The 22,578-nt window shown below is 58.4% G+C and carries 23 protein-coding genes and 1 riboswitch; of the genes, 14 read left to right on the top strand and 9 right to left on the bottom strand.

Features of this window, described 5'->3' with window-relative positions; translation table 11 throughout:
* Positions 1-6 precede the first annotated feature (6 nt).
* The 6 genes from ACR0KG_RS00690 to cysQ form a co-directional block, all read right to left on the bottom strand.
* The gene (locus tag ACR0KG_RS00690) at positions 7-1,707 is read right to left on the bottom strand and encodes a DUF5927 domain-containing protein (protein WP_480826185.1); all 1,701 of its coding nucleotides are present in this window, start codon (positions 1,705-1,707) and stop codon (positions 7-9) included.
* Complete coding sequence (locus ACR0KG_RS00695; RefSeq protein WP_480827318.1) at positions 1,704-2,690, bottom strand: glycosyltransferase family 2 protein; 987 nt, start codon at positions 2,688-2,690, stop codon at positions 1,704-1,706. The genes ACR0KG_RS00690 and ACR0KG_RS00695 overlap by 4 nt, the downstream gene beginning before the upstream one ends.
* A 177-nt stretch (positions 2,691-2,867) precedes the next feature.
* Positions 2,868-3,914, bottom strand: coding sequence for a glycosyltransferase family 2 protein (locus tag ACR0KG_RS00700; protein ID WP_480826186.1), 1,047 nt, complete (start codon positions 3,912-3,914; stop codon positions 2,868-2,870).
* Between the two features lie 7 nt (positions 3,915-3,921).
* Positions 3,922-4,905, bottom strand: a complete 984-nt coding sequence (gene galE, locus ACR0KG_RS00705; RefSeq protein ID WP_480826187.1) for a UDP-glucose 4-epimerase GalE — start codon at positions 4,903-4,905, stop codon at positions 3,922-3,924.
* 69 nt (positions 4,906-4,974) lie between these two features.
* Positions 4,975-5,775, bottom strand: coding sequence for a 3-deoxy-manno-octulosonate cytidylyltransferase family protein (locus tag ACR0KG_RS00710; RefSeq protein ID WP_480550493.1), 801 nt, complete (start codon positions 5,773-5,775; stop codon positions 4,975-4,977).
* Entirely contained in the window at positions 5,775-6,572 is a 798-nt protein-coding gene (gene cysQ / locus ACR0KG_RS00715; protein WP_480550495.1) for a 3'(2'),5'-bisphosphate nucleotidase CysQ, read from the bottom strand. The genes ACR0KG_RS00710 and cysQ overlap by 1 nt, the downstream gene beginning before the upstream one ends.
* A 122-nt stretch (positions 6,573-6,694) precedes the next feature.
* Between cysQ and ACR0KG_RS00720 the strand changes: the two genes are divergently transcribed.
* Entirely contained in the window at positions 6,695-7,516 is an 822-nt protein-coding gene (locus ACR0KG_RS00720) for an ABC transporter permease (RefSeq protein ID WP_480543666.1), read from the top strand.
* Here the strand turns inward: ACR0KG_RS00720 and ACR0KG_RS00725 are convergent.
* On the bottom strand, positions 7,513-8,115 hold the full coding sequence (locus ACR0KG_RS00725; protein ID WP_480826188.1) for an alpha-ketoglutarate-dependent dioxygenase AlkB family protein: 603 nt from the start codon (positions 8,113-8,115) through the stop codon (positions 7,513-7,515). The genes ACR0KG_RS00720 and ACR0KG_RS00725 overlap by 4 nt on opposite strands.
* 214 nt (positions 8,116-8,329) lie before the next feature.
* Here ACR0KG_RS00725 and dnaK point away from each other — a divergent pair, with 214 nt between their 5' ends.
* The 13 genes from dnaK (at position 8,330) to radC (ending at position 20,011) form a co-directional block, all read left to right on the top strand.
* Positions 8,330-10,237 (top strand): molecular chaperone DnaK, encoded by a 1,908-nt coding sequence (gene dnaK, locus ACR0KG_RS00730; protein WP_480550499.1) that lies wholly within the window; start codon positions 8,330-8,332, stop codon positions 10,235-10,237.
* 74 nt (positions 10,238-10,311) lie between these two features.
* Positions 10,312-11,457, top strand: a complete 1,146-nt coding sequence (gene dnaJ / locus ACR0KG_RS00735; RefSeq protein ID WP_480550501.1) for a molecular chaperone DnaJ — start codon at positions 10,312-10,314, stop codon at positions 11,455-11,457.
* A gap of 260 nt (positions 11,458-11,717) precedes the next feature.
* A riboswitch (TPP riboswitch) is annotated at positions 11,718-11,822 on the top strand.
* 43 nt (positions 11,823-11,865) lie between these two features.
* A complete protein-coding gene (gene thiD, locus ACR0KG_RS00740; protein ID WP_480826189.1) occupies positions 11,866-12,669 on the top strand; it encodes a bifunctional hydroxymethylpyrimidine kinase/phosphomethylpyrimidine kinase in 804 nt (267 codons plus the stop codon).
* Positions 12,666-13,643 carry an FAD-dependent oxidoreductase gene (locus ACR0KG_RS00745; RefSeq protein WP_480826190.1) on the top strand — a complete coding sequence of 326 codons (978 nt, stop codon included), beginning with the start codon at positions 12,666-12,668 and terminating at the stop codon, positions 13,641-13,643. Before thiD ends, ACR0KG_RS00745 begins: the two co-directional genes overlap by 4 nt.
* Entirely contained in the window at positions 13,627-13,821 is a 195-nt protein-coding gene (gene thiS, locus ACR0KG_RS00750; protein WP_480826191.1) for a sulfur carrier protein ThiS, read from the top strand. Before ACR0KG_RS00745 ends, thiS begins: the two co-directional genes overlap by 17 nt.
* Before the next feature lie 2 nt (positions 13,822-13,823).
* The gene (locus tag ACR0KG_RS00755; RefSeq protein WP_480826192.1) at positions 13,824-14,588 is read left to right on the top strand and encodes a thiazole synthase; all 765 of its coding nucleotides are present in this window, start codon (positions 13,824-13,826) and stop codon (positions 14,586-14,588) included.
* On the top strand, positions 14,585-15,181 hold the full coding sequence (locus ACR0KG_RS00760; protein ID WP_480826193.1) for a thiamine phosphate synthase: 597 nt from the start codon (positions 14,585-14,587) through the stop codon (positions 15,179-15,181). Before ACR0KG_RS00755 ends, ACR0KG_RS00760 begins: the two co-directional genes overlap by 4 nt.
* Complete coding sequence (locus ACR0KG_RS00765; protein ID WP_480826194.1) at positions 15,178-16,140, top strand: HesA/MoeB/ThiF family protein; 963 nt, start codon at positions 15,178-15,180, stop codon at positions 16,138-16,140. The genes ACR0KG_RS00760 and ACR0KG_RS00765 overlap by 4 nt, the downstream gene beginning before the upstream one ends.
* Positions 16,141-16,160: 20 nt before the next feature.
* Positions 16,161-17,096 (top strand): ABC transporter substrate-binding protein, encoded by a 936-nt coding sequence (locus ACR0KG_RS00770; RefSeq protein ID WP_480826195.1) that lies wholly within the window; start codon positions 16,161-16,163, stop codon positions 17,094-17,096.
* Positions 17,093-17,767: a thiaminase II gene (tenA, locus tag ACR0KG_RS00775; RefSeq protein WP_480826196.1), complete on the top strand. Its 675-nt coding sequence runs from the start codon at positions 17,093-17,095 to the stop codon at positions 17,765-17,767. Before ACR0KG_RS00770 ends, tenA begins: the two co-directional genes overlap by 4 nt.
* Positions 17,764-18,489 (top strand): ABC transporter ATP-binding protein, encoded by a 726-nt coding sequence (locus ACR0KG_RS00780; protein ID WP_480550519.1) that lies wholly within the window; start codon positions 17,764-17,766, stop codon positions 18,487-18,489. The genes tenA and ACR0KG_RS00780 overlap by 4 nt, the downstream gene beginning before the upstream one ends.
* Positions 18,486-19,220 (top strand): ABC transporter permease, encoded by a 735-nt coding sequence (locus ACR0KG_RS00785; protein ID WP_480550521.1) that lies wholly within the window; start codon positions 18,486-18,488, stop codon positions 19,218-19,220. The genes ACR0KG_RS00780 and ACR0KG_RS00785 overlap by 4 nt, the downstream gene beginning before the upstream one ends.
* 35 nt (positions 19,221-19,255) lie before the next feature.
* A complete protein-coding gene (gene radC / locus ACR0KG_RS00790; protein WP_170534177.1) occupies positions 19,256-20,011 on the top strand; it encodes a RadC family protein in 756 nt (251 codons plus the stop codon).
* 4 nt (positions 20,012-20,015) lie between these two features.
* Here the strand turns inward: radC and ACR0KG_RS00795 are convergent, their stop codons facing one another.
* Positions 20,016-21,572: a phosphate ABC transporter substrate-binding/OmpA family protein gene (locus ACR0KG_RS00795; RefSeq protein WP_480826197.1), complete on the bottom strand. Its 1,557-nt coding sequence runs from the start codon at positions 21,570-21,572 to the stop codon at positions 20,016-20,018.
* 24 nt (positions 21,573-21,596) lie between these two features.
* The gene (locus tag ACR0KG_RS00800) at positions 21,597-22,526 is read right to left on the bottom strand and encodes a hypothetical protein (protein ID WP_480826198.1); all 930 of its coding nucleotides are present in this window, start codon (positions 22,524-22,526) and stop codon (positions 21,597-21,599) included.
* Between the last annotated feature and the right edge of the window lie 52 nt (positions 22,527-22,578).

Raw genomic sequence — 22,578 nt, forward strand, 5'->3', positions numbered from 1 at the left:
CGGCCATCACTGAACCAGATAGGGCTTTTGGAACGGTTTGGTCTGGGTTCCAAACACGTCATCGGCGGGGAAATCACCCATAAGTTTCGGGTGCATTCCTTGGTTTTTGAGGTTCTGCAGAAACTGACCAAAACCCGACAGATCGACCATCGTGGGCGCTTCGGTCAGATGGCTGGGCATTTGCGTGCCGATCTCGTCAATGATGGTTTGCAGCGGCTCCATTGGCGCTTCGACAAAGTCCGATAAGGTCCAGCTGCGCACGTTCGCCTTGGTCCAGACCGAAGTCAGAACCTCGATCTGTTTGGTTTCAATCTGTTGCAGGCGCGCAGCCTCAAGCCGGATATCGGCGAAGTTCAGGTTTGACCGGAATAGCGGAACCGCCCAGGCACCGGTAATGACCGAGATTTGCGCATTTCGGTCCCGCGCCATGAACCAGTTGATGTCTTGGGTATCGTTCGGCCCGAATTGAAAGCACTGGCGCTCACCCCGTGTGTTCCAGATCAGGTTCGACAGAAACGCCGTGGGATTATAGTCGCGCAATGTCGCGCAATCGCTGAGCGCACCATTGGTGATGGTCTGGTCTTTAGAAAATTCAGCACGATCAGGGCCAAACAGATGACCATGCACCCGCGCGCCAGTTGTAGTTTCCAGCCAGGCCTCAAAACCCTCGAATAACTCGCTAAAGCCCTGAAACATCGAGTAGGCCGATGAGGTCAGGCCATTTTCGCTGCCATGTTTGGGAAAGCGGCTTTGCATGTACAGCCCATCGCGACCATGGGTTCGACGTTCGACCGCCTTGGCAAAGACCCGGTCGATCTTGCCGGGGTTGGGCTCTGCCGGTCGCAGTGCGCCGGACTGATCTGTGAGAAAGGTCTGATACAGACGATCTGCGCGCCACCAGATCTTGCGCGCTACAAAGCAGTCTGAGCGGCGCAGCAATTGCAAGTGGTCGTCGTAGAAGATGTGTGGACGCCCCTGATAGTCGAATTTCGACAACGTCAGCGAGCGACTTTCGATATGGGTCGAATAGAGCCGCGCCAACGTTTGAAAATAGCTTTCATCCGGTATCCAGACATGCCGGAAATAACGATCATAGGTTTTACGTTTAGGGTCCTGCAGAATTGCAGAGAGTGTCTGGCGGGTCAGGCACCACCACTGGCTGCCCATATGGGGCATCAGGCCATCGGGGATTTGGCGGCGCAAACCCAGCGCACGTTGCAGCCTGACATAGGTGTCGAACAGTTTTCGATGCTTGCGCCAGGAAAACGGAAAACGCAGCGTGAAACGCTCATGATCCAGCCCTCCAATGGTCCAGCTGACATCGGCAGTGGTTGCGCTTTCAACAAAGTCCACTCGGGGGCGATCGGACAGGTAGCTTACAAGTTCTTGCACCGGGCGCAGGGGCAGGCAGGACCCCGATGACAGAAACACATGCCGCACTTCCGGAAACTTCTCGAGCATTTGTTCGGATGCTGCCTGTGTTCCGGCAACTATACCCCAGCCACCCCAGTCGCATTTGTGGCGATTGGAAAACGTGATCAGGGGGTTGTCGGCGCAGGAGGCTGTAAATTCCGAATACACCTGATCCGGGACTTTCTGGTCCACATGGATCACAACCGGGCAGCCCGCTGCGGTCCAATGCCGTGCCACCTGTTCGGCGCGATCCAAGGCCGTATGGACCAGCATAACAACGCCCAGAGAGCTCATGCCCAGTTTCCTTTTGACATGAGGCCCAGAATTTCAAGCTGCCGCCAATTGATATAGGTTTCAGAGAAATCGCACCAGAATACAGGCTTTTCATCCAATTGTTGGGCATAGGCTTTGTATTCACCGGACCCGCGATAATGCTGGCCGCGCCGCAGCTCTTCGCGGGCTTTGTCGCCCAGCGTGTCAATCAGCTTGGCATGCAGCAGAGCGCCGCTGGTCTTTTCACCGCCCCATTCGTCGTAAACCTGATTCAGCCCGCGTGGCAGCAAGGAATGGGTCGAACTGACATAGACATAGCGCCGGTCCCATTTCACCAAGGGGATTTTGTTCAACGCTGGCGCTTTCGACGGGTTGTCGCCAAAGAACACACGCGCCCGCGCGCCGCCTTGAATCCAGAGGTTATTGTATTCGGGGTTCTTGGTGATCATGTAGTTGCCCGCATCGAACCAGCGCGCAATCTCGAACGGGTCCTGCCCTTCGTGATAGGGTTCATCCTCGACGGGGCCTTGGGGGTACATATCAATCAGCATGGTGCCGAAACTGCGCACAGCACTGCCATCCAGCCAATCGGTCAGGGCCCGGATCGGGCGGGTATCGCAGAACGGGTAGATAAAGAATTCATCCGGGTCGACGGTCAGAACCCAGTGTTTATGGGCATATTTGCGCAGCAGGTAGTTCGACCAATCCAGCCCAAACCCGGCGCGCTTATAGCTGGTTCTTGTACGCCAGACCGAGACATCCGGCTGTGCCCGAAGGAATTCGAAGCTGCCGTCATCGCTGTCATTGTCGACAAACAGAAAGTGATCGATGCCCAGCTTGCGGTAGTATTCCAGAAAATACGGCAGGCGGATTTTTTCGTTGCGCACAACGCTCATCAACAGGATATCGTTGCGCCGAATAGCGGCGGTGTTGTTGCTGGCGGGTTCAAGCTCGCGTCGACGGCGCAGACAGCGCAAAATACGGCGCTTGCGCCGCAATCTCATCCGATACGAATCCAACAGGCTCACGCGTTTAGCCTACCCTTATTGTGACGCGAGCATTCACCGCCCCTTTTCAAAAAAGGGCCGGGATTATGCTAAGTTATGTCATTTTTGCATATTGCAGGGCAATGGATTTAGAACCGGTTAGCAGAAAACATGACATATATGTGTATGTATTCGTCATGGCTGCCATCCTCCGGCATTCATTAACCCCAATGTTTCGAGCTGTTCCCACCCTTCAAATGGCGCCGATTGCTTTGTCCAAAGGGTTGGGCCATCAATGATCCCATCATAGTACGACCCGAACTGATCGGGGTCGTGAAAGTGCTGGCGGCGCTGTTTTTCGATCTGAGATTTCTCGATGATTTCAGGCAGGAACTTGGTGTGCAGCAAAACGCCAGAAGGTGCCTCCCCGCCGGGCCCGTCATAGGCCGCGTTCAGTTGCCGCGGCAGGGCTGAGTGGCAAGAATTCACATAGGCATAACGTCGGCACCAGCGCACCAGAGGAATCTTGTTGAGTGTTGGTGACCGTTGGCGCGTTTTTGCAAAAAACATGCGCTCACGCGCCCCGCCCTGAACCCAAAGATTACCCATAGGGCTTTGGTGCTGGGCGCGATAGGGGGCTGCGTCGAACCAGTTCAACACGGTTGTTGGGTCGGTTGTTGGGTCATAGCTCTGATCCCCCAGTGCACCTTTTGGATAAAGGTCCAGCATCAGTGCTCCAAAGGCCCGGTGCTGGTTCTGGTCAAGCCATGCGGTCAGGTCGTGCAGTGTTTGTGTCTGGTGATGGGCGTAGATCAACAGCTCATCCGCATCGACCATCAGGCACCAATGCCCATGGCCGTATCGCATTTGCAGCAAGGTCAACCAGTCCAGCCCATAGCGAGACGCGCGATAGCTCGCATGGGTTTGCCAGAGCGAGACATCATGCTGACCCAGCAGCAATTCGGTCGAGCGATCGTCGCTGCCATTGTCGACGATCAGAAAGTGATCAACGCCCAACTGCCGATAATGGTGCAGAAACCACGGGATCCGGGTGATTTCATTCCGCAGCGTGGTAAAGGCCAGGATGTTGCCGGGTTTGATTTTAAGGGTCTGATCGTTCAGACTGGTCAGTTGATTGCGGCTGCGCCAGGATCGCAGCAACAGGCGGCGACGTTTCCAGCGCAGGCGGTACGCGTCAGCCCATCCAATCCGGGGCAGGGTCTGCGGCGAAGCGCCGCTCAATCCCGCCTCATTGGTCGTAGTGTCCGTTCTGATGCCAGCGCCAGGCATCGGCAATCATCGTCTCTAGCGTTGATCTTTTGGGCTTCCAGCCCAGTTCGGCTTCGGCGCGGACCGAGCCTGAAACCAGCTTGGTGCAATCGCCCTCGCGGCGGGCCCCGACCGTGTAAGGCACGGCTCGGTTGGTGACGGCTTTGGAATGCTCGATCACCTCAAGAACCGAAAAGCCTGATCCGGTGCCCAGGTTGAAGACCTGACTGCCTTTGCCCTGTTCCAGCCAGTTCAACCCTAGCACGTGGGCGTCGACCAGATCGCAGACGTGGACATAATCGCGGATGCAGGTGCCGTCCGGCGTATCATAGTCTGTGCCGAACACCGTCAGCCCATCCCGTTTGCCGTCGATTGCATCCAACATGAGCGGGACCAGATGCGTCTCGGGGCGGTGGAACTCGCCCACCTCACCTTCCGGGTCTGCGCCCGCCACATTAAAATAGCGGAAGATCACATGGCGCAGGCCATGGGCGGCCTCGAAATCGCGTAAGATATCTTCGATAGCGCGTTTTGAAGCGCCATAAGCGTTCAGCGGGTGCTGTGATGTGGCCTCATCCAGAACCACATTGTCATGCTCGCCATAGGTGGCGCAGGTCGATGAGAACACAAAATCCAGACATCCCGCCGCGACCGCAGCCTCGATCAAGTTCAGGGAGCCGGTCACGTTGTTGGACCAGTATTTGCCCGGTTCCGCCATCGCCTCGCCCACCTGACTAAGCGCTGCGAAATGCATCACGGCGACTGGCTGGTATTTGGCGAACACCTCATCCAAACGGGTGCGATCCAGCAGGTCGCCTTTTTCGAACGGGCCGAACTTGACTGCATCCTGCCAGCCTGTGATCAGGTTGTCATAGGTCACGGGAACATACCCCGCCTGCGACAACGCCTTGCAAGCATGGGATCCGATATAGCCAGCGCCACCGGTGACAAGAACAGTTTTCATATGTGATCCATGGGGTCAGGGTTGGGCGTTCCTACGCCATCTTGGGTTAGGGGTCAGGGGGAAAAGAGATCACTCCAGACCCATAGAGGCCATCATTTCTTCGATCTTCGGCACGTCCTCGGGGTTGTTGAGTTCCCAGAACTGGCGACCTTTGGCTTCGACCTCGACACACAGGACCTTGCGACCGTTTTCCATAAAGCGCAGCTGTTCCAGGCCCTCCAACTGTTCTAGCGGGCCGGTTGGCCAGCCGGGATAAGCGGCCAGAGCGTCCGGCCGGTAGGCATAGACGCCGACGTGGTGAAAAACCGGTGTAGGCGCATCACCAGCGAATGTGTCTGAGGTGAAGGGAACCACTTCCTTCGAGAAATACATCGCGCTTTTGTCGTGGGTGAACACCGCCGTGGTTCCACCGACGCGCCCGTGTTTGCGGTCGTTCAACAGGCTGTTCAGTGCGTCACCGTCACAGCGCAGAACCGGGGTCGCCACACCCGCATCAGGTGCGGCGCGCAGGCCTGCGATCAGGTCTTCGACAAACCAATGCGGGGTCAGGGGGGCGTCGCCTTGCAGGTTGACGATGATGTCGTACCCTCCGCCCAGCACGGTATGCGCCTCGGCACAGCGTTCGGTGCCGTTCTGGCAGGCTTCCGAAGTCATCACGACTTCGGCTCCGAAGCCCTCGGCGGCGTCGCGGATGCGGTCATCATCGGTGGCCACGACCACCTTATCCACGCCCGAAACCGAACAGGCTGCGCGCCAGGATCGTTCAATCAGCGTCATCGCTTTGCCCGTCGCACCGGTCAGTGGAACCAGAGGTTTGCCGGGATACCGGGTCGAGGCATAGCGGGTGGGGATGGCGATCAGAACAGACATCAGGCTTCTTTCAGCTCAACACCCGGAGCGTAGGCGATGAAGAACGGGTTTGCATAGCCGTCCTTGCCATAGGTCAGGGATTCGTGATTGTCGAACCGCACGACCTTGCCGCCCGCGCCAGCCAGAACGGCGTGACCGGCGGCGGTGTCCCACTCCATGGTGCGACCGACGCGCGGATAGATATCGGCCTCACCCGTTGCGACCAGGCAGAATTTCAGTGACGAGCCCGCGCTCTTGCTATCCTGCACCTGATATTTGTTGATGTAGTCATCTGTGGCCTGATCGCGGTGGGATTTCGACGCCACCACCAAGAGCGCTGAATTGTCTGGGTCTGAGACCGAGATGGGCGTGACCTCACCAGCTTGAACTTTGTCCAATGTGCCTGTTTCTTCCACCGCCTGCCCGTCAGCTTGCGTATAGAACATGCGACCGCGCGCCGGAGCATAGACGACGCCGCGCGTGGGAACGCCATTTTCGACCAATGCGATATTGACAGTGAAATCGCCGCGCCGGTTGATGAACTCCTTGGTTCCATCCAGCGGATCAACGATCAGGAATGTTTCCCCCTTGGTCGAATGCGACGCGGCCTGTTCCTCGGTCACAAGCAGGATATCCGGGAAAGCTGCGCGCAGCCCTTCAGAAATCAGGGCGTCGGCAGCTTCGTCCGCCTCGGTCACGGGGCTTGCATCTGATTTGACCTTCACGTCGAAATCATCCGCCTGGTAGATCTCCATGATCTTGTCGCCAGCTTCCAGGGCCAGACGCCGGATGACGGGGATAAGCGCATCGTAGGTCACAAAAATGCTCCGTTTACGTGGTTTGTTGATCCAAATCTCTGACGGACTTATGATGTGCCGGTTACCGAACGGCAAGGTATTCGTGCCAGTTTGAGGGCAACAAAACAGGAAAGACCCCTCGCGTGTTTTACTTCAAGCGCAGTCAATCGATGCTGGGCAGCGCCTTTACCATCGCAGAACTGGTGTTCCACGGTGTGGTGCGTGACGTGCGCACACAACACTCAAATGCCGTGATCGCGATCTTGATCAATATCCTGCAGATTCTTCTGATCGCTATGGTTTTTTATCTACTTATGACCTTCATGGGCCCGCGCGTGGCCAAGATCAGGGGTGAATTCATCCTGTATCTGCTGTCGGGTGTGTTTCTTTTCATGATGCATACCCAGTCGATTGCAGCCATGTCCAAGTTAGGTGGAAAAAACAATCCAATGATGCAGCATTCTCCGATGAACGCCATGGTCATGTTGCTCGCCTCGGCATTTGGTGCGCTTTACAAGCAGATCATGTCGATTACCGTGATCTTGTTCGTCTACAGCGTCGCAGTGGCGCCTCTTGAAATTCAGGACCCGGGTGGAGCCTTTGGGATGCTGATACTGGCGTGGTTCACCGGGTGTTCGATTGGTTTGGTGTTTATGGCGCTTAAGCCGTGGTTTCCAACAACCGCTACAATGCTGAGCACCATCTATCGGCGGCTGAACATGGTGTTTTCAGGCAAAATGTTTCTGGGAAACGCATTGGGTGGAAGTGTTTTGATGATGTTTGCGTGGAACCCTTTGTTTCATCTTATTGATCAGTGCCGAGGGTTTGTGTTCCGCAACTATTATCCACGCAACTCCGACTGGGAGTATGCACTTTGGGTCGGGATCGCTCTGACAATGATTGGCTTGTTGGGCGATTTCTTCTCGCGCAAGCACATGTCCCAAAGCTGGAACGCTCGACGTTAACTTGCCACGCGCAGGGTCAGGTTGATCCGTCCGCCCTTGGGCAACAGGCGGGATGATCCGGGCCTGATCCGATCAACGCCGTGATAGGTCAGCCGAGCCGGGCCGCCCATGATCACCACATCGCCCGAGCTTAGCCAAACAGATTCCGTTTTGCCGCCGCGCGTTGTATTGCCAATGCGAAACAGGGCGTCATCGCCTAGCGAGATTGAAAGTACTGGCCAGGAAAAATCTGCCTCGTCCTTATCCTGATGCAGGCCCATCTTGGCGCTCTCGTCATAGTAGTTGATCAGGCAACAATCCGGTTCACGTTCGGCGCTGACCAAATCTTGCCAAATGGTCAAGATCGCCTCGGGAATCGCGGGCCATCTTTCACCTTTGGGGTGGTGATCCTGATAACGATAGCCTGATCTATCGGTGACCCAACCCAGCGCCCCAGCCGAGGTCATGCGCACCGACATCTCCTTGCCTGATGGTGTCACAGGCCGCACCAATGGCGCGGCTTTCAGAATCGGGCGCAATGCCTCGATCAGTCGGGTCTGGGCGGCACTGTCCAGATACCCTTTCCTGATATCGAACCCCCGCAAAAGCAGCTGCGCCATACCTGATTCCCCATTCCTTACCAAATCCTTGCCAAAAAAGGCTGCAGATTCCCGAAAACCTGCGATTCAGAGTGCTTGCAGGCCATTGGTCCGGACCTTATATACGCCGGGACGCGCGATGGTGTAGTGCTGTCGCGCACATCAGATCGGGGACAGGATGCCATAACGGGTCCGGCCCTCGGGACATCGCCTTAAATTGAAAGGGATCAAAATTATGGGAAAAGTAATCGGCATTGACCTTGGTACCACAAACTCGTGCGTTGCCATCATGGACGGCTCGCAGCCGAAGGTCATCGAAAACGCAGAAGGGGCGCGGACCACGCCCTCGATCGTCGCCTTCACCGAAGATGAGCGACTGGTCGGTCAGCCTGCAAAACGTCAGGCGGTCACCAACCCCGACAACACGATTTTCGGCGTCAAGCGTCTGATCGGTCGTCGTGTGGATGATGCTGAAGTCGAAAAAGACAAGAAAATGGTGCCCTATGCCATCGTCGATGGCGGCAATGGTGACGCATGGGTGGAAGCCCGTGGTGAAAAGTACTCCCCAAGCCAGATCTCGGCCTTCACTCTGGGCAAGATGAAGGAAACCGCCGAGAGCTATCTGGGTGAGGAAGTCACGCAGGCGGTTATCACCGTTCCGGCCTATTTCAACGACGCGCAGCGTCAGGCCACCAAAGACGCCGGTAAAATCGCCGGCCTGGAAGTGCTGCGGATCATCAACGAACCGACAGCGGCTGCTCTGGCTTATGGTCTGGACAAAGAAGAAACCCAAACCATCGCGGTCTATGACCTTGGTGGCGGTACCTTCGACGTGACCATTCTGGAAATCGACGACGGCCTGTTCGAAGTTAAGTCGACCAATGGTGACACCTTCCTGGGTGGTGAAGACTTTGACATGCGCATCGTCAACTACCTGGCGGATGAGTTCAAAAAGGAACACGGTGTCGATCTGTCTGCTGACAAGATGGCCCTGCAACGTCTGAAAGAAGCCGCCGAGAAAGCCAAGATCGAACTCAGCTCGACCTCGCAGACCGAGATCAACCAGCCTTTCATCTCGATGGGTTCCAACGGTCAGCCGCTGCACATGGTCATGAAGCTGACCCGTGCCAAGCTGGAATCGCTGGTTGCGGACCTGATCAAGAAGTCGATGAAGCCCTGCCAGGCAGCCCTGAAAGACGCCGGTCTGTCGGCTGCTGACGTAGACGAAGTTGTTCTGGTTGGTGGTATGACCCGGATGCCGAAAGTGATCGAAGAGGTCACCAAGTTCTTTGGCAAAGAACCCCACAAGGGCGTGAACCCGGACGAAGTGGTTGCCATGGGCGCCGCCATTCAGGCCGGTGTTCTGCAGGGCGACGTCAAAGACGTGGTTCTGCTGGACGTGACCCCGCTGTCGCTGGGCATTGAAACCCTGGGTGGCGTGTTCACCCGCCTGATCGACCGCAACACCACGATCCCGACCAAGAAGTCTCAGGTCTTCTCGACCGCCGAGGACAACCAGAACGCCGTGACTATCCGCGTGTTCCAGGGTGAACGTGAAATGGCTGCGGACAACAAGATCCTGGGTCAGTTCAACCTCGAAGATATCCCACCCGCACCGCGCGGTATGCCTCAAATCGAGGTGACTTTTGACATCGACGCCAACGGCATTGTCTCGGTTTCGGCCAAGGACAAAGGCACCGGCAAAGAGCAGAAGATTACCATCCAGGCCTCGGGTGGTCTGTCCGACGAGGACATTGAAAAGATGGTCAAGGACGCCGAAGAGAACGCGGAAGCCGACAAGGAACGCCGTGAGCTGGTCGACGCCAAAAACCAAGCGGAAAGCCTCATCCACTCGACCGAGAAGTCGATGGAAGAACATTCCGATAAGGTTGACCCGACCACCATCGAAGCCATCGAGCTGGCGATTGCCGCGCTGAAGGACGAGCTGGAAACGGAAAATGCCGACAAGATCAAGTCGGGCATCCAGAACGTCACTGAAGCGGCCATGAAGCTGGGTGAAGCTATCTACAAGGCGCAAGCCGAAGAGGGCGAAGATGAGCCTGCGGCAGCTGACGAAGCGCCAGCCGACGATGACATTGTCGACGCCGAGTTCGAAGATCTGGACGACGACAAACGTAAGTAACGGGTAACCGGGCCAATGCGGGCCGGTCCGGTTGCCGGGCCGGCCCGATTACGTTGAGGCAGAAGGAAACACTGATGTCAAAACGCGACTATTACGATGTGCTCGGCGTGACCAAGGGCGCATCGGCGGACGAGATCAAGAAGGGTTTTCGCAAGAAAGCCAAAGAGTTGCATCCCGACCGCAACAAAGACAACCCGGATGCTGAGGCGCAGTTCAAAGAAGCGAATGAAGCCTATGACGTGCTGAAGGACGCGGACCGCAAGGCCGCTTACGACCGGTTCGGCCATGCCGCCTTTGAAAACGGTATGGGTGGTGGCGGTCGACCTGGCGGTGGCTTTGGGCAGGGTGATTTCTCTAGTGCATTCTCGGATGTATTCGATGATCTGTTCGGCGATTTCATGGGTGGCCAGCGTGGCGGCGGTGGCCGTCGCGCGGCGCGCGGATCAGACCTGCGCTACAACCTACGCGTGACGCTGGAAGAGGCCTATGCAGGCCTGCAAAAAACCATCAATGTCCCTGCTGCTGTGGCCTGTTCGTCTTGTGACGGAACCGGGGCCGAGGGCGGCGCCGAGCCGATTACCTGCCCCACCTGTTCCGGCATGGGCAAAGTACGCGCGCAGCAAGGGTTTTTCACCGTTGAGCGCACCTGCCCCACCTGTTCCGGGCTGGGTCAGATCATCAAAAACCCCTGCAAGGTTTGCAGCGGCTCTGGCCGGGTGGAAAAAGAACGCGCCCTGTCGGTGAACATCCCCGCAGGCGTTGAAACCGGAACTCGCATTCGTCTGGCTGGCGAAGGCGAGGCGGGAATGCGCGGTGGCCCTCCCGGCGATCTCTATATCTTTGTCGAGGTCTCCGAACACAAGCTGTTCGAGCGCGATAGCGTGAACCTTTATTGCCGTGTGCCCGTCAGCATGGCCAAAGCCGCGCTGGGTGGGTCCATCGAAGTACCTACGATTGATGGTGGCCGCGGCCGCGTGCAAATACCAGCTGGCAGTCAGTCGGGCCGCCAGATGCGTCTGCGCAGCAAAGGCATGCCAGCCCTTCGTGGCGGTGGTGTTGGAGACATGTTCATCGAACTGGCTGTGGAAACGCCGGTTAATCTGACCAGCCGCCAGAAAGAGCTGCTTCGAGAATTCGATGATCTGGGTGAAGATAACCATCCGGAATCAAAAAGTTTTTTCTCGTCCGTCAAATCTTTCTGGGATGGGATGAAAAGCTAGAGCAAGAAACAGGCCGCTCCAAAATGGGGCGGCCTTTTGCATTGGGGGCTCTGCCCCCGCCGCCCTACGGGCGTCTCCCCCGGGATATTTAGAGCCAGATGAAGTTTGGATCCGCTGCTTCATCTGGCCAGAAATATCCCGGAGCGCGAGGCAGAGCTTCGCATGGATTCAACATCTATTGGTCTTACTTCCTTGTAGGATGTGGCCATATGACCCGCAGATTGATGCTTGATTTCCCAGACCTGTCCTGAGATTGTCCCAATCAACCGTTGGGGTGCCCTGATTGCAGGGCTGAGAGGCGCGTGCGTCAACCCATCGAACCTGATCCGGGCAATACCGGCGGAGGGAACGGTCTAACACAAACAGACGTTTTCCATACCCCGTTGCCCAAGTAAGTGGAGCAACGACGTGGTAGAAATTGCCTTGACCATTGCGGGATCTGATAGCGGCGGCGGGGCGGGCATTCAGGCCGATCTCAAGGCCATGTCAGCATTGGGAGTGTTTGGCTGCAGCGTGATCACCGCCGTTACAGCGCAAAACACGCAGGCTGTTACAGCTGTACATGGTATTCCGCTGGATGTGATTGCCGCTCAGATCGACGCTGTTCTGAGTGATTTGGATGTACGGGCCATCAAGATTGGAATGTTGGCCACGCCTGAGATCATCCAGACGGTAGCGGACGGGATTTCAAGATATGGCGGGCCTGTCGTACTCGACCCGGTTATGGTGGCAAAATCCGGTGACGCTTTGTTGGCGCAAGAGGCGGTTCAAACCTTGCGCGAGGTCTTGCTGCCGCGCGCGACGGTCCTGACACCCAACCTGCCAGAGGCGGCGTGTCTGTTGGGGCAGTGCGGCGCGGCTTCACCTGCAGAGTTGATCACTCAAGGTAAAGCGCTGTGCGCGTTGGGCGCAGGGGCGGTCTTGATGAAGGGAGGGCATGGCGCGGGTGTTATTTGTCATGATCTTCTGGTCGATGAAACGGGCGTGATCGCCGAGTTTCAGGCCCCGCGGCAGAACACAACAAACACGCATGGAACCGGCTGCACGCTGTCGTCTTCGATTGCTGCCGGTTTGGCCAAAGGACTGTCCCTGATCGATTCGACACGTGAAGCGCATGGGTATCTGCAGGGCGCGATTGCACAGGCAGATACACTAAGGGTAGGAGCGGGTCACGGCCCGGTGCATCACTTCTACCGGATGTGGTCGGCGTGACGATCTGGTCCGTCATAGGGGCCGGTGTGGCAGGGCTGGCCGTCGCCAGCGAGCTGACCGCGCGCGGGGCAAAGGTACAGGTGTTCGATCCCAAAGGCCCGCCTGGCCCGCATGGGTGTTCCTGGTGGGCAGGTGGCATGTTGGCGCCTTGGTGTGAATATGAAAATGCCGAAGAACCGGTTTTGCGACTAGGCCAAGAAGCCATCGCGTGGTGGGCGGATCGTACAGCCGTGAGCCGGTGCGGTACACTGGTTGTTGCCAACGCTCGGGATATGCCTGACTTGCGACGTTTCGCGCGCAGGACCGAAGCGTTTTGCGAGGCAGATAGGGAAAAGATCGTTGAAATAGAGCCTGATCTGCATGGATTCAGCAAGGGGCTGTACTTCGGACAAGAGGCGCATCTTGATCCAAGGCAAGCGCTGAGTGACCTGTACCATGGCTTGAAAGACCAAGGTGTGGTGTTTCATCACAAGCCCGCACCCGCGCAGTTGGAGAATGCGATCGACTGCAGGGGGCTTCAAGCGCGAGATGCTTTGCCCGATTTGCGGGGCGTAAAGGGCGAGATGCTGGTTGTGCGGTGCCCTGATGTGACCCTGACGCGCCCGGTGCGTCTGCTGCATCCGCGGATACCGCTTTACATCGTGCCGCGTGGTGAGGGCACTTACATGCTGGGCGCGACCATGATCGAAAGCGAAGACAGTAGCCGGATCACCGCGCGCTCAATGCTGGAACTGCTCAGCGCGGCCTACGCTTTGAACCCGGCCTTTGGTGAGGCTGAGGTGCTGGAAATCGGCGTCGATCTGCGCCCTGCCTTTCCTGACAACCTGCCGCGTATTCGGCGTTTGGGCCGGGCGATCTATGCCAATGGCCTCTACCGCCATGGCTACCTGTTGGCGCCTGCCTTGGCACAGGGCGTGGCCGATCTGGCGCTTGAGAACAAACATTCGGAGATGGTCGATGAAGATCGTGCTTAATGGCGACCCCAAGGAGGTAAAGGCCTCCAACTTGGCAGAGTTGCTGGAGGAATGCGGTTTCTCCGGCCGTGTTGCAACGGCCGTGAACGAGGAATTCGTCCCCTCCAGTCTGCGCATTGCCCACGCTCTGTCCGAAGGTGACCGGGTCGAAATCCTGTCGCCGATGCAAGGAGGGTGAGAATGAAAAGCTTTTATGGCGTCGATCTGCCCAACCCGCTGATGCTGGGCACCGCGCAATATCCCAGCCCCGCTATCCTCGAACAGGCGTTCCGCGACAGCGGCGCAGGTGTGGCGACTGTCTCTCTGCGGCGGGAAGCGGGGGCCGGGCAGACATTTTGGCAGATGATCCGCGATCTGGGTGTGCTGATGCTACCCAACACGGCCGGCTGTCACACGGTGAAAGAAGCGGTAACCACCGCGCATATGGCCCGCGAAGTGTTTGAGACCAAGTGGATCAAGCTGGAGCTGATTGGCCATACCGACAGTCTGCAGCCGGACGTTTTTCAACTGGTCGAGGCCGCGCGCATCCTGACCGAGGACGGGTTCGAGGTCTTCCCGTACACCACCGACGATTTGATCGTAGGCGGGCGGCTGCTTGAGGCCGGGTGCGAGGTTCTGATGCCCTGGGGTGCGCCAATCGGTTCGGGCCGGGGGCTAAACAACGAATACGCCCTGCGCGCAATGCGGGCCGAGTTTCCGGATGTGCCGCTGGTGATTGATGCCGGGATCGGCCTGCCCAGCCATGCGGCCCACGCGATGGAGCTGGGATATGATGCCGTCTTGCTGAACACAGCCGTCGCCCGCGCCGGTGATCCGGCGTTGATGGCAAAGGCGATGATGCGCGCGGTTGAGGCCGGGCAGCTGGCCCATCAGGCCGACCCGATCGAGGCGCGGGACATGGCCGAACCCTCAACCCCCGTTGTTGGAAAGGCGTTCCTGTCATGAGCTTGGACCGTTTTTACCCGATCTTTGACCACTCGGACTGGCTGCGGCGGATGATGCCCTTGGGTGTAAAGCTGGTCCAGCTGCGCATGAAGGATCAGCCGGACGATGTTGTCCGGGCCGAGATCGCGACCTCTCGCGAATTGTGCAATCAGCATGGCGCGGTTCTGGTGGTGAACGATTTTTGGCAGGCTGCGATAGATGCTGGCTGCGACTGGATCCATCTGGGGCAGGAAGATTTGGATGATGCCGACCTCAAGGCGATCCGAAAAGCGGGCCTAAAGCTGGGCGTTTCCACCCATGACGATAATGAGCTAGAGCGCGTTCTGGCCATGGACCCCGACTATGTCGCGCTGGGGCCGGTCTATCCGACGATCCTGAAAAAGATGAAGTGGGAGCAGCAGGGCTTGCCGCGAGTCACCGAATGGAAGGCCCGTGTGGGCGATATTCCTCTGGTCGGGATCGGCGGTATGAGCGTCGAACGCGCACCCGGCGTGCTTGAGGCGGGTGCCGATATCGTCTCGGTCGTTACGGACATTACCCTTAACGCCGACCCCGAGGCGCGGGTGCGCCAGTGGATCGAGGCTACCAGATGAACCGCTACGCCCGCCAGATGATCCTGCCTGAGGTGGGGGGTGAAGGGCAGGCGCGCCTATCCAAGGCGCGTGTTCTGGTTGTCGGGGCGGGCGGATTGGCGGCTCCGGTCCTACCTTTGTTGGCCGGGGCAGGCGTTGGCCATCTGACGATCCTCGATGCGGATGAGGTGGCCCTGTCGAACCTGCATCGACAGACGCTGTTTACAGAGGCCGATTGCGGACGCCCAAAAGCCGAAGTTGCAGCCGATCGCTGCCGTGCTTTGAATTCTGATATCAGTGTCATGGCGCAAAAACAGGCTCTAACAAGCGAAAATGCGGCTGGTTTCGTTTCACAGGCCGATCTGATCCTCGATTGTGCGGACAGCTATGCCGCCAGCTACACCCTGTCGGATACCTGTCTCAACTTGGGCAAACCTTTGGTCAGCGCGTCGGTGCTGGGCCTGTCTGGCTATGTTGGTGCGTTCTGCAGCGGCGCACCGTCACTGCGGGCCGTGTTCCCCGAGGCCCCAACCAGCGGGGCGAGCTGTGCTACGGCAGGTGTGTTGGGACCGGTCGTGGGGATGATCGGCGCGATGCAGGCGCAGATGGCGTTGGCTTTGATCCTGGGCCTCGACCCGTCGCCCCTTGGCCGGATGGTGCAGGTAGATGCCCAGACCTTCCGCATCTCCAGCTTCCGCTTTGACGCAGCACCTGAGCCTGAGCAGTCCTTCGCTTTCGTTGCCGCCTCGCAGCTGTCTTCAGGCGATGTGATTGTTGAGCTTCGGGGCGAGGATGAAGCCCCACAGCCGATCCATCCCCTGGCGCGCCGCCTAAGCGTGGAACATCTGAAATCAGAGCCTAACAAAGCAAAACGATTGGCTTTGTGCTGTGCAACTGGTCTGCGCGCTTGGCGCGCAGCTGAACAGATTGAACCGGATTGGCCGGGCGAGATTGTCCTCGTTGCGGCCTCAACCTCGTGAGTGAAAAGGAAACGCGAGATATGAAAAAGCTGATGACAGCCATCGCCCTTCTGGCCGCTGCGCCGGCATGGGCCGAAGACAAGATGACCGTTCTGCTGGATTGGTTCGTAAACCCCGATCATGGACCCATCATCGTGGCGCAGGAAAACGGCTATTTCGCCGAGCAGGGCCTTGAGGTTGAAATTGTTCCACCTGCTGACCCGTCCGCCCCGCCGCGTCTGGTGGCTGCTGGTCAAGCCGAACTGGCCGTATCTTATCAGCCGCAGTTGCACCTGCAGATCCACGAAGGCTTGCCGCTTAAACGCGTCGGTACACTGGTCGCGACCCCTCTGAACTGTCTGCTGGTTCTGGAAGACGGCCCGATCAAATCGCCTGCCGACCTGAAAGGCAAGAAAATCGGCTTCTCGGTCGCTGGTGTGGAAGAAGCGGTTTTGACCACTGTGCTGGGCAAATATGACGTAGCACTGGACGATGTTGAACTGATCAACGTGAACTTCTCTCTGTCTCCGTCGCTGATGACCGGTCAGGTGGACGCCGTCATTGGTGCCTATCGCAACTTCGAGCTGAACCAAATGGATATCGAAGGTGTCCCCGGCACCTGCTTTTACATCGAGGAAGAAGGCGTGCCGCCCTATGATGAGCTGATCTATGTCGCCAACCCTGACACCATGGACGCGGACATGATAGCGCGTTTTCTGGCCGCGACCGAAAAGGCGACACAGTATATCGTCAACAACCCCGAAAAAAGCTGGGAAATCTTTGCCTCCACTTCGCCAGAGTTGCAGGATGAGTTGAACGCGCGCGCTTGGGTTGACACACTGCCCCGCTTTGCTTTGCGCCCTGCCGGTTTTGACGCGGGTCGGTATGCGCGGTTCGAGCAGTTCCTGAAAGACAGCGGCATGATCGACAGCATCAACCCGGTTGGCGACATCACAATTGATGTGACCGCGCAATGAGCGGATATGGTACAGCCTTCGCGCTGATGCGCGATGCGGCACGAGGGCCATGGCGGGAGTATACACGCCAAGCCTTTGTCGAGGGCCTGAAGGACGGAACGCTGCCGCGGGACGCGTTCCTGCATTATTTGCGACAGGACTATGTGTTTCTCACCCATTTCTCGCGTGCTTGGGCGCTGGCCGTGGTCAAGGCACAGACGCATGAGGAAATGCAGGTAGCCGCCGCCACGGTGAACGGTCTGATGCATGAAGAGATGATGCTGCATGTCGGCGTCTGCGAAGCCGAAGGCATTTCCCGAGAGGAGTTGATCGCCACACCCGAGCGGCCCGAAAACCTCGCCTATACCCGCTTTGTGCTCGAATCCGGCTATTCGGGCGACTATCTGAACCTGCTGGCGGCGCTTTTGCCCTGCGTCATCGGCTATGCCGAGATCGGCTCGCGTTTGGCGCAAGAGGCGACATCCGAGACCTATCGCCCCTGGATCGATACTTATGCGGGTGAGCAGTATCAAAGCTATTGCCATGACATCGGAGCGCTGATGGATGGCGCTTTGATTCGGCGGCTTGGCCCAAACTATGCCGCGCTGCCGGTTTGGGCGGACCTCTGCAAGACCTTTGAGATGGCAACGCAGCTGGAAGTCAATTTCTGGCAAATGGGTCTGACCCCATGACGCCAGCGCCCGATCTGACCATCAGCGGCACAGCCACCATCGACGGCACGTCTTTGTTTGTGCCGTTGACCCTGACCCTTGAGGCCGGGGCGTGGACGTGTCTGCTGGGCGGATCGGGCGTTGGTAAAACCACGGTCCTGCGGCTGATTGCAGGGCTGGAGACCGGGGCAGTCTTCACGGGCCAGATCACTGCTGGTGACGGACAGCCGGTGCCGGATCGTGTCGCCTATATGGCGCAGGACGATTTGCTGCTGCCTTGGGCGAATGTGGCACAAAACGTCTCGCTTGGCGCGCGGTTGCGGGGCGAAAAGCCCAATCTGGACCGTCGTGACCGTCTGATCGAACGGATGCGCTTGCAAGATCACATGACCAAGAAACCGTCGGAACTGTCGGGCGGCCAACGCCAGCGCGTGGCTTTGGCCCGCACGTTGATGGAAGATCGCCCCATTGTCCTGCTGGATGAGCCGTTTTCGGCCCTCGACGCCCGCACCCGTGCGGATATGCAGGATTTGGCCGCTGAGGTGTTGCAGGGGCGAACCGTTCTGCTGGTTACCCATGATCCGGCTGAGGCCGCACGTCTGGGCCAATCGATCACCGTCATGACACAGGATGGCCTGACACCCTGCGCTCCGCCCAAGGCCCCGGCACCGCGCCATGTGGACGACCTTGAGACGCTGGAAACCCAGGGCGCACTGCTCAAACTGTTGAGAGAGGCGTCATGAAATACCTCTCTGCCCTAGCTGCGACGGTGTTTGCCGTAGCCATCTGGCAGGCCATTGTCTCGATCACCGGCCTGCCGAAATTCATCCTGCCCGGACCTGCGGTCGTGGCCGAGACCTGGTGGCAGAACCGATGGTTGATTGCGGAACATACCTGGATCACAGCGGTTGAGGTCGTGATCGGCCTGGCGGTGGGTACCGTTCTAGGCGTCGTCACCGCGCTGCAACTGGCCAATTCGCGGGCCGCACGGGTGCTGGTGCAGCCGATGCTGGTGTTCACGCAGGCTCTGCCGGTCTTTGCGCTGGCGCCGCTGCTTACGCTGTGGCTGGGTTATGGCCTTTGGTCTAAGGTCGCGATGGCGGTGCTCATCATCTATTTCCCGATCACCTCGTCTTTCTTTGACGGGTTAATGCGCACCCCGTCCGGTTATCTGGACCTTGCGCGGACCATGCAGGCTAGCAGACGATCTGTACTCTGGTATATTCGAATCCCGGCGGCCTTTCCTTCGCTGGCCTCGGGGATGCGGTTGGCGGCGGTCTATGCGCCGATTGGGGCGGTGATCGGCGAATGGGTCGGGTCGTCACAAGGTTTGGGCTATCTGATGCTGCTGGCCAATGGTCGCGCCAAAACCGATCTGATGTTTGCCGCAATGCTGACGCTGGGCGTGTTCTCGATTGTTCTGCACATGGTCGTCCGACGCGCCACGGCGCGTATGGCGGGTGAGATGCGTTAACCATTCAGAAACCGATTCTGCGCCAGTGTCAGATCATGACACAGGACGCCTTTGCCGAAGCCCCCATGCTCTTCGATACGGACGAAGCGCCAGCGCAGCCGCTGCCGACGGGTCGGTTACCCTCCTACATCAAAGACCATCGCAAGCGGCTGCGCGAACGGTTCATGGCGGGTGGCTCTGCTGCGATGCCGGATTATGAACTACTGGAACTGGTCCTGTTTCGATCCATCCCGCGGCAAGACGTGAAGCCGCTGGCCCGCGCGCTGATGGATACGTTTGGCGATTTCAACCGCGTTCTGACTGCGCCCGAAGAACGGCTGCGGCAGATTAAGGGCGTAGGGGATACGGTGATCACGGATCTGAAAATCCTTGAGGCCTGCGCCCATCGTATGGCCCGTGCGCGTGTGATGCAGCGGCATGTGATCTCAGGCTGGGATGCGCTGCTGGACTATTGCCATACCACCATGGCCCATCGTGAGACCGAGCAGTTCCGCGTGTTCTATCTGGACCGCAAGAACGTACTGATCGCGGATGAAGAGCAGGCCAAGGGCACCGTTGATCACGTACCGGTCTATCCGCGCGAGGTGGCGAAGCGCGCACTGGAGCTGAATGCTTCGGCCCTGATCCTGGTGCATAACCACCCGTCGGGCGACCCGACGCCGTCGAAATCCGATATCGATATGACCAACCGCATTCAAGATGCCTGCACCGCGCTGGGTCTGACCCTGCATGACCATCTGATCATTGGCAAATCGACCGAGCTGAGTTTTCGGTCCGAAGGATACCTCTAGCGGGTCATTCGACCCAGATTTCAACGCGGCGGTTGACTTTGCGGCCCCATTCGGTGTCGTCGCAGGCCATGGGCATCGCCTCACCGAACCCGTCGACGGCGATCTCGATACTGTCAGGTATCTCGGTCTCAACAGCCCCGAGAACCGAGTTCCGAACGGTTTGCGCACGGCGCAGGGCGATGCGGGCATTGGTGCTGGCAGGCCCATCCCCGTCACTGAACCCGACAAACAGCAGTTTGCGGGCGTTCAGCGTTCCGGTCTCAAGCGCCTGCGCGAGATATTGAATGTTCGAGCGTGATTGGGCGTCGGGTCTGGACGATCCGGGCTCGAACCGAACCGACAGCGACAAACGCGCCATCGGACGTAGTGTATCGACCATGCGCTGAACCTCTTCCAGCCCAACCTCGGCCCCGCCGGATACAATGGCGTTTGACAGGCGGTCGCCCTGCAAACCAATTCGCGTTCTTTCCGGTGTCTGATCGACATATCCGGCCTGCCGGATGGCCAATTGGGCATCAGCGCCCAAGCTATAGGCCAGCAGTTGCCGCGCGATCCGGGGCAGGCGGCGTTCCGGCAGGTAGAGGAACATCGGCAGCGTCAGCGGATAGTCTTCGGTCTTGATGGCATCACGTGATGCGGCGAGGGCATGCCCGCACCCGCCGGTCATGGGCAGGGCGCGCGTGATATCGGCCGAGGCATGGCTGGCGATCCCGATGGCAAAAGAATCCTTCGCCACGGCCTGTACCAGATCGCCGTTGCGCCCGTGGCGTATGGCATCAGAAGACAGCTCCACATCTGCCGGGGCCAACAGCTGATCCTCGACAGCTTGGGCCAAACCCGACCCCGCATCTGGCATATGCAGCGCGATAGGCGCATCAGGTCCACCCAGATCCACCCAGTTTGTGACCTCACCGGACAGAACACGTGCCAGATCGGCGGGCGAGATTTGACCGGTGATATTGTCCGGGGCAACAACCGGGACCATGGCGTCCAGGGCAATCACCCGCGACCGGCGGGGGCGGGTCAGATCGCCCAACCCAGCCTCTGCCGCTGCCGTCTGCTCAGCCTCGCGGATTTCACGCAGGGCCATGACGATGTCGGCATCATTTGCGATCAGATCGGAAAATCCCTGATCCGTGTTTCCGACGCGAAAGAACAATCGCGCAAGTGGCGCCGTTCGCCCCGACTGAAACAGTTCATAGGCAAAGCTGCGTTCATCCACCCGTTTCGGCGTTGCGGTCAGCCCCTCTTGCCGCGCGAAACCAATGATCAGAGCGGGCAAAACGGTTTCGGCCATGACCGACGAGCCCGAAAACCAGACCTCGGCCACGAAATCCGTCAGATTCGGGCAGGCGGGGCCATCACAGGTGACGCCCGAGCCGTCGACTGTCAGCTCTCCGAATTGTGTGTCGACGCGGTAGAATTCGCCATCAAAACCCAGCAGGTCGCCCGTGATCTCGACCTGGCCGTCATGCGAAGTGAGGGTGATGTCCTGCGCCACAGCACTTGTTCCAAGTGTTGCTGAGATCAGCGCGGCCACTGCCACACGGAAAAATGTCATCAGAGAGTCGAGCCTGTCTGCGGGTTACTTTGCCGCGATTGTCAGGTCTTGGAGCAGATTATTCAACACCAGAAACTCGCCCAATTGCGAGCAGTCCGGTACGGCCACGCTCAGATCACGTGACCGTAGGCCTGTGTTGGCCCGCAGCTCGATGGACTGAACGTTCAAGGTGTGACCGCAATTGTTTTCGGTCACTTCCGCTTCGACGGTCAGGTCGATGGTTCCCGTTTGCTGGGACTGGCCCGCCGGGAACGAATATACTTCGATATTTTGGGCGTCTGTCAGTCCTGAATGGCCTAGGCTGACAACACTGCCAGCGCCTGCTGTGGCGCTGTTCGACCAGACGTGACCATCGCCACCATAGCTGGCGCCGAATTCCAGTGCGTGAATTTGCAACGCTTTGTCGCCCTTCCACTGCAGTGCCACACGATCATAGTCTTTCAGATCAGGGACATGGGTCGTGGCGACGGTCCCAGTTTGATCCGGGAATGAGATCAGAAAGATCGCATATTCAGACAGCGCCGGGATGGTTACCCTGAGCGTGCCGTTCTGATCGGTGACTTGCGTCAGGGTCAGGCCGCTGTGGTGAATGTTGATCCGCTCATTGCCGCGACACGGAGATTTGATGGTCAGGCGGGCCTGCGCGCCGGGCACGGCAACAGCGCGGGCGCTTAGGTTACAGGATTTCTGTGTGGGCTTCTGTCGGGGTTCGACACGGGTGGTTTTGGGCGCAACAACAGCGTCGTCAGCGCCAGATGCGGTTGCTGAGGCTGAGGTCAGCACGATGCTATCCAACCCTGCCAGAACCGACGTTTGATTTGTTTGCGTAGCCGCAGCAATTTGGTTCTGCGCATCGCTTGGTTGCGCAGCTGTTCCATATTGCATCAAGTAACCAATGCCCAGGGCACAGGCGATTGTGCCGCACATGGTCACGTAGTTTCTTACAACAAACAAGACACCCTCCCCAGTTGAAGGAGCGAGTCGCACACTGATCCTGAATCGAGGC

Source organism: Ruegeria sp. H4 (genome assembly GCF_056533065.1).

What these genes read in the sequence shown, in the direction of transcription:
- ACR0KG_RS00690 (WP_480826185.1), bottom strand. Translation starts at nt 1,707, where the DNA reads ATGAGCTCTCTGGGCGTTGTTATGCTGGTCCATACGGCCTTGGATCGC.
- ACR0KG_RS00695 (WP_480827318.1), bottom strand. Translation starts at nt 2,690, where the DNA reads ATGAGATTGCGGCGCAAGCGCCGTATTTTGCGCTGTCTGCGCCGTCGA.
- galE (WP_480826187.1), bottom strand. Translation starts at nt 4,905, where the DNA reads ATGAAAACTGTTCTTGTCACCGGTGGCGCTGGCTATATCGGATCCCAT.
- ACR0KG_RS00710 (WP_480550493.1), bottom strand. Translation starts at nt 5,775, where the DNA reads ATGTCTGTTCTGATCGCCATCCCCACCCGCTATGCCTCGACCCGGTAT.
- ACR0KG_RS00725 (WP_480826188.1), bottom strand. Translation starts at nt 8,115, where the DNA reads ATGGCGCAGCTGCTTTTGCGGGGGTTCGATATCAGGAAAGGGTATCTG.
- dnaK (WP_480550499.1), top strand. Translation starts at nt 8,330, where the DNA reads ATGGGAAAAGTAATCGGCATTGACCTTGGTACCACAAACTCGTGCGTT.
- dnaJ (WP_480550501.1), top strand. Translation starts at nt 10,312, where the DNA reads ATGTCAAAACGCGACTATTACGATGTGCTCGGCGTGACCAAGGGCGCA.
- thiS (WP_480826191.1), top strand. Translation starts at nt 13,627, where the DNA reads ATGAAGATCGTGCTTAATGGCGACCCCAAGGAGGTAAAGGCCTCCAAC.
- ACR0KG_RS00755 (WP_480826192.1), top strand. Translation starts at nt 13,824, where the DNA reads ATGAAAAGCTTTTATGGCGTCGATCTGCCCAACCCGCTGATGCTGGGC.
- ACR0KG_RS00760 (WP_480826193.1), top strand. Translation starts at nt 14,585, where the DNA reads ATGAGCTTGGACCGTTTTTACCCGATCTTTGACCACTCGGACTGGCTG.
- ACR0KG_RS00765 (WP_480826194.1), top strand. Translation starts at nt 15,178, where the DNA reads ATGAACCGCTACGCCCGCCAGATGATCCTGCCTGAGGTGGGGGGTGAA.
- ACR0KG_RS00770 (WP_480826195.1), top strand. Translation starts at nt 16,161, where the DNA reads ATGAAAAAGCTGATGACAGCCATCGCCCTTCTGGCCGCTGCGCCGGCA.
- tenA (WP_480826196.1), top strand. Translation starts at nt 17,093, where the DNA reads ATGAGCGGATATGGTACAGCCTTCGCGCTGATGCGCGATGCGGCACGA.
- ACR0KG_RS00780 (WP_480550519.1), top strand. Translation starts at nt 17,764, where the DNA reads ATGACGCCAGCGCCCGATCTGACCATCAGCGGCACAGCCACCATCGAC.
- ACR0KG_RS00785 (WP_480550521.1), top strand. Translation starts at nt 18,486, where the DNA reads ATGAAATACCTCTCTGCCCTAGCTGCGACGGTGTTTGCCGTAGCCATC.
- radC (WP_170534177.1), top strand. Translation starts at nt 19,256, where the DNA reads ATGACACAGGACGCCTTTGCCGAAGCCCCCATGCTCTTCGATACGGAC.
- ACR0KG_RS00795 (WP_480826197.1), bottom strand. Translation starts at nt 21,572, where the DNA reads ATGACATTTTTCCGTGTGGCAGTGGCCGCGCTGATCTCAGCAACACTT.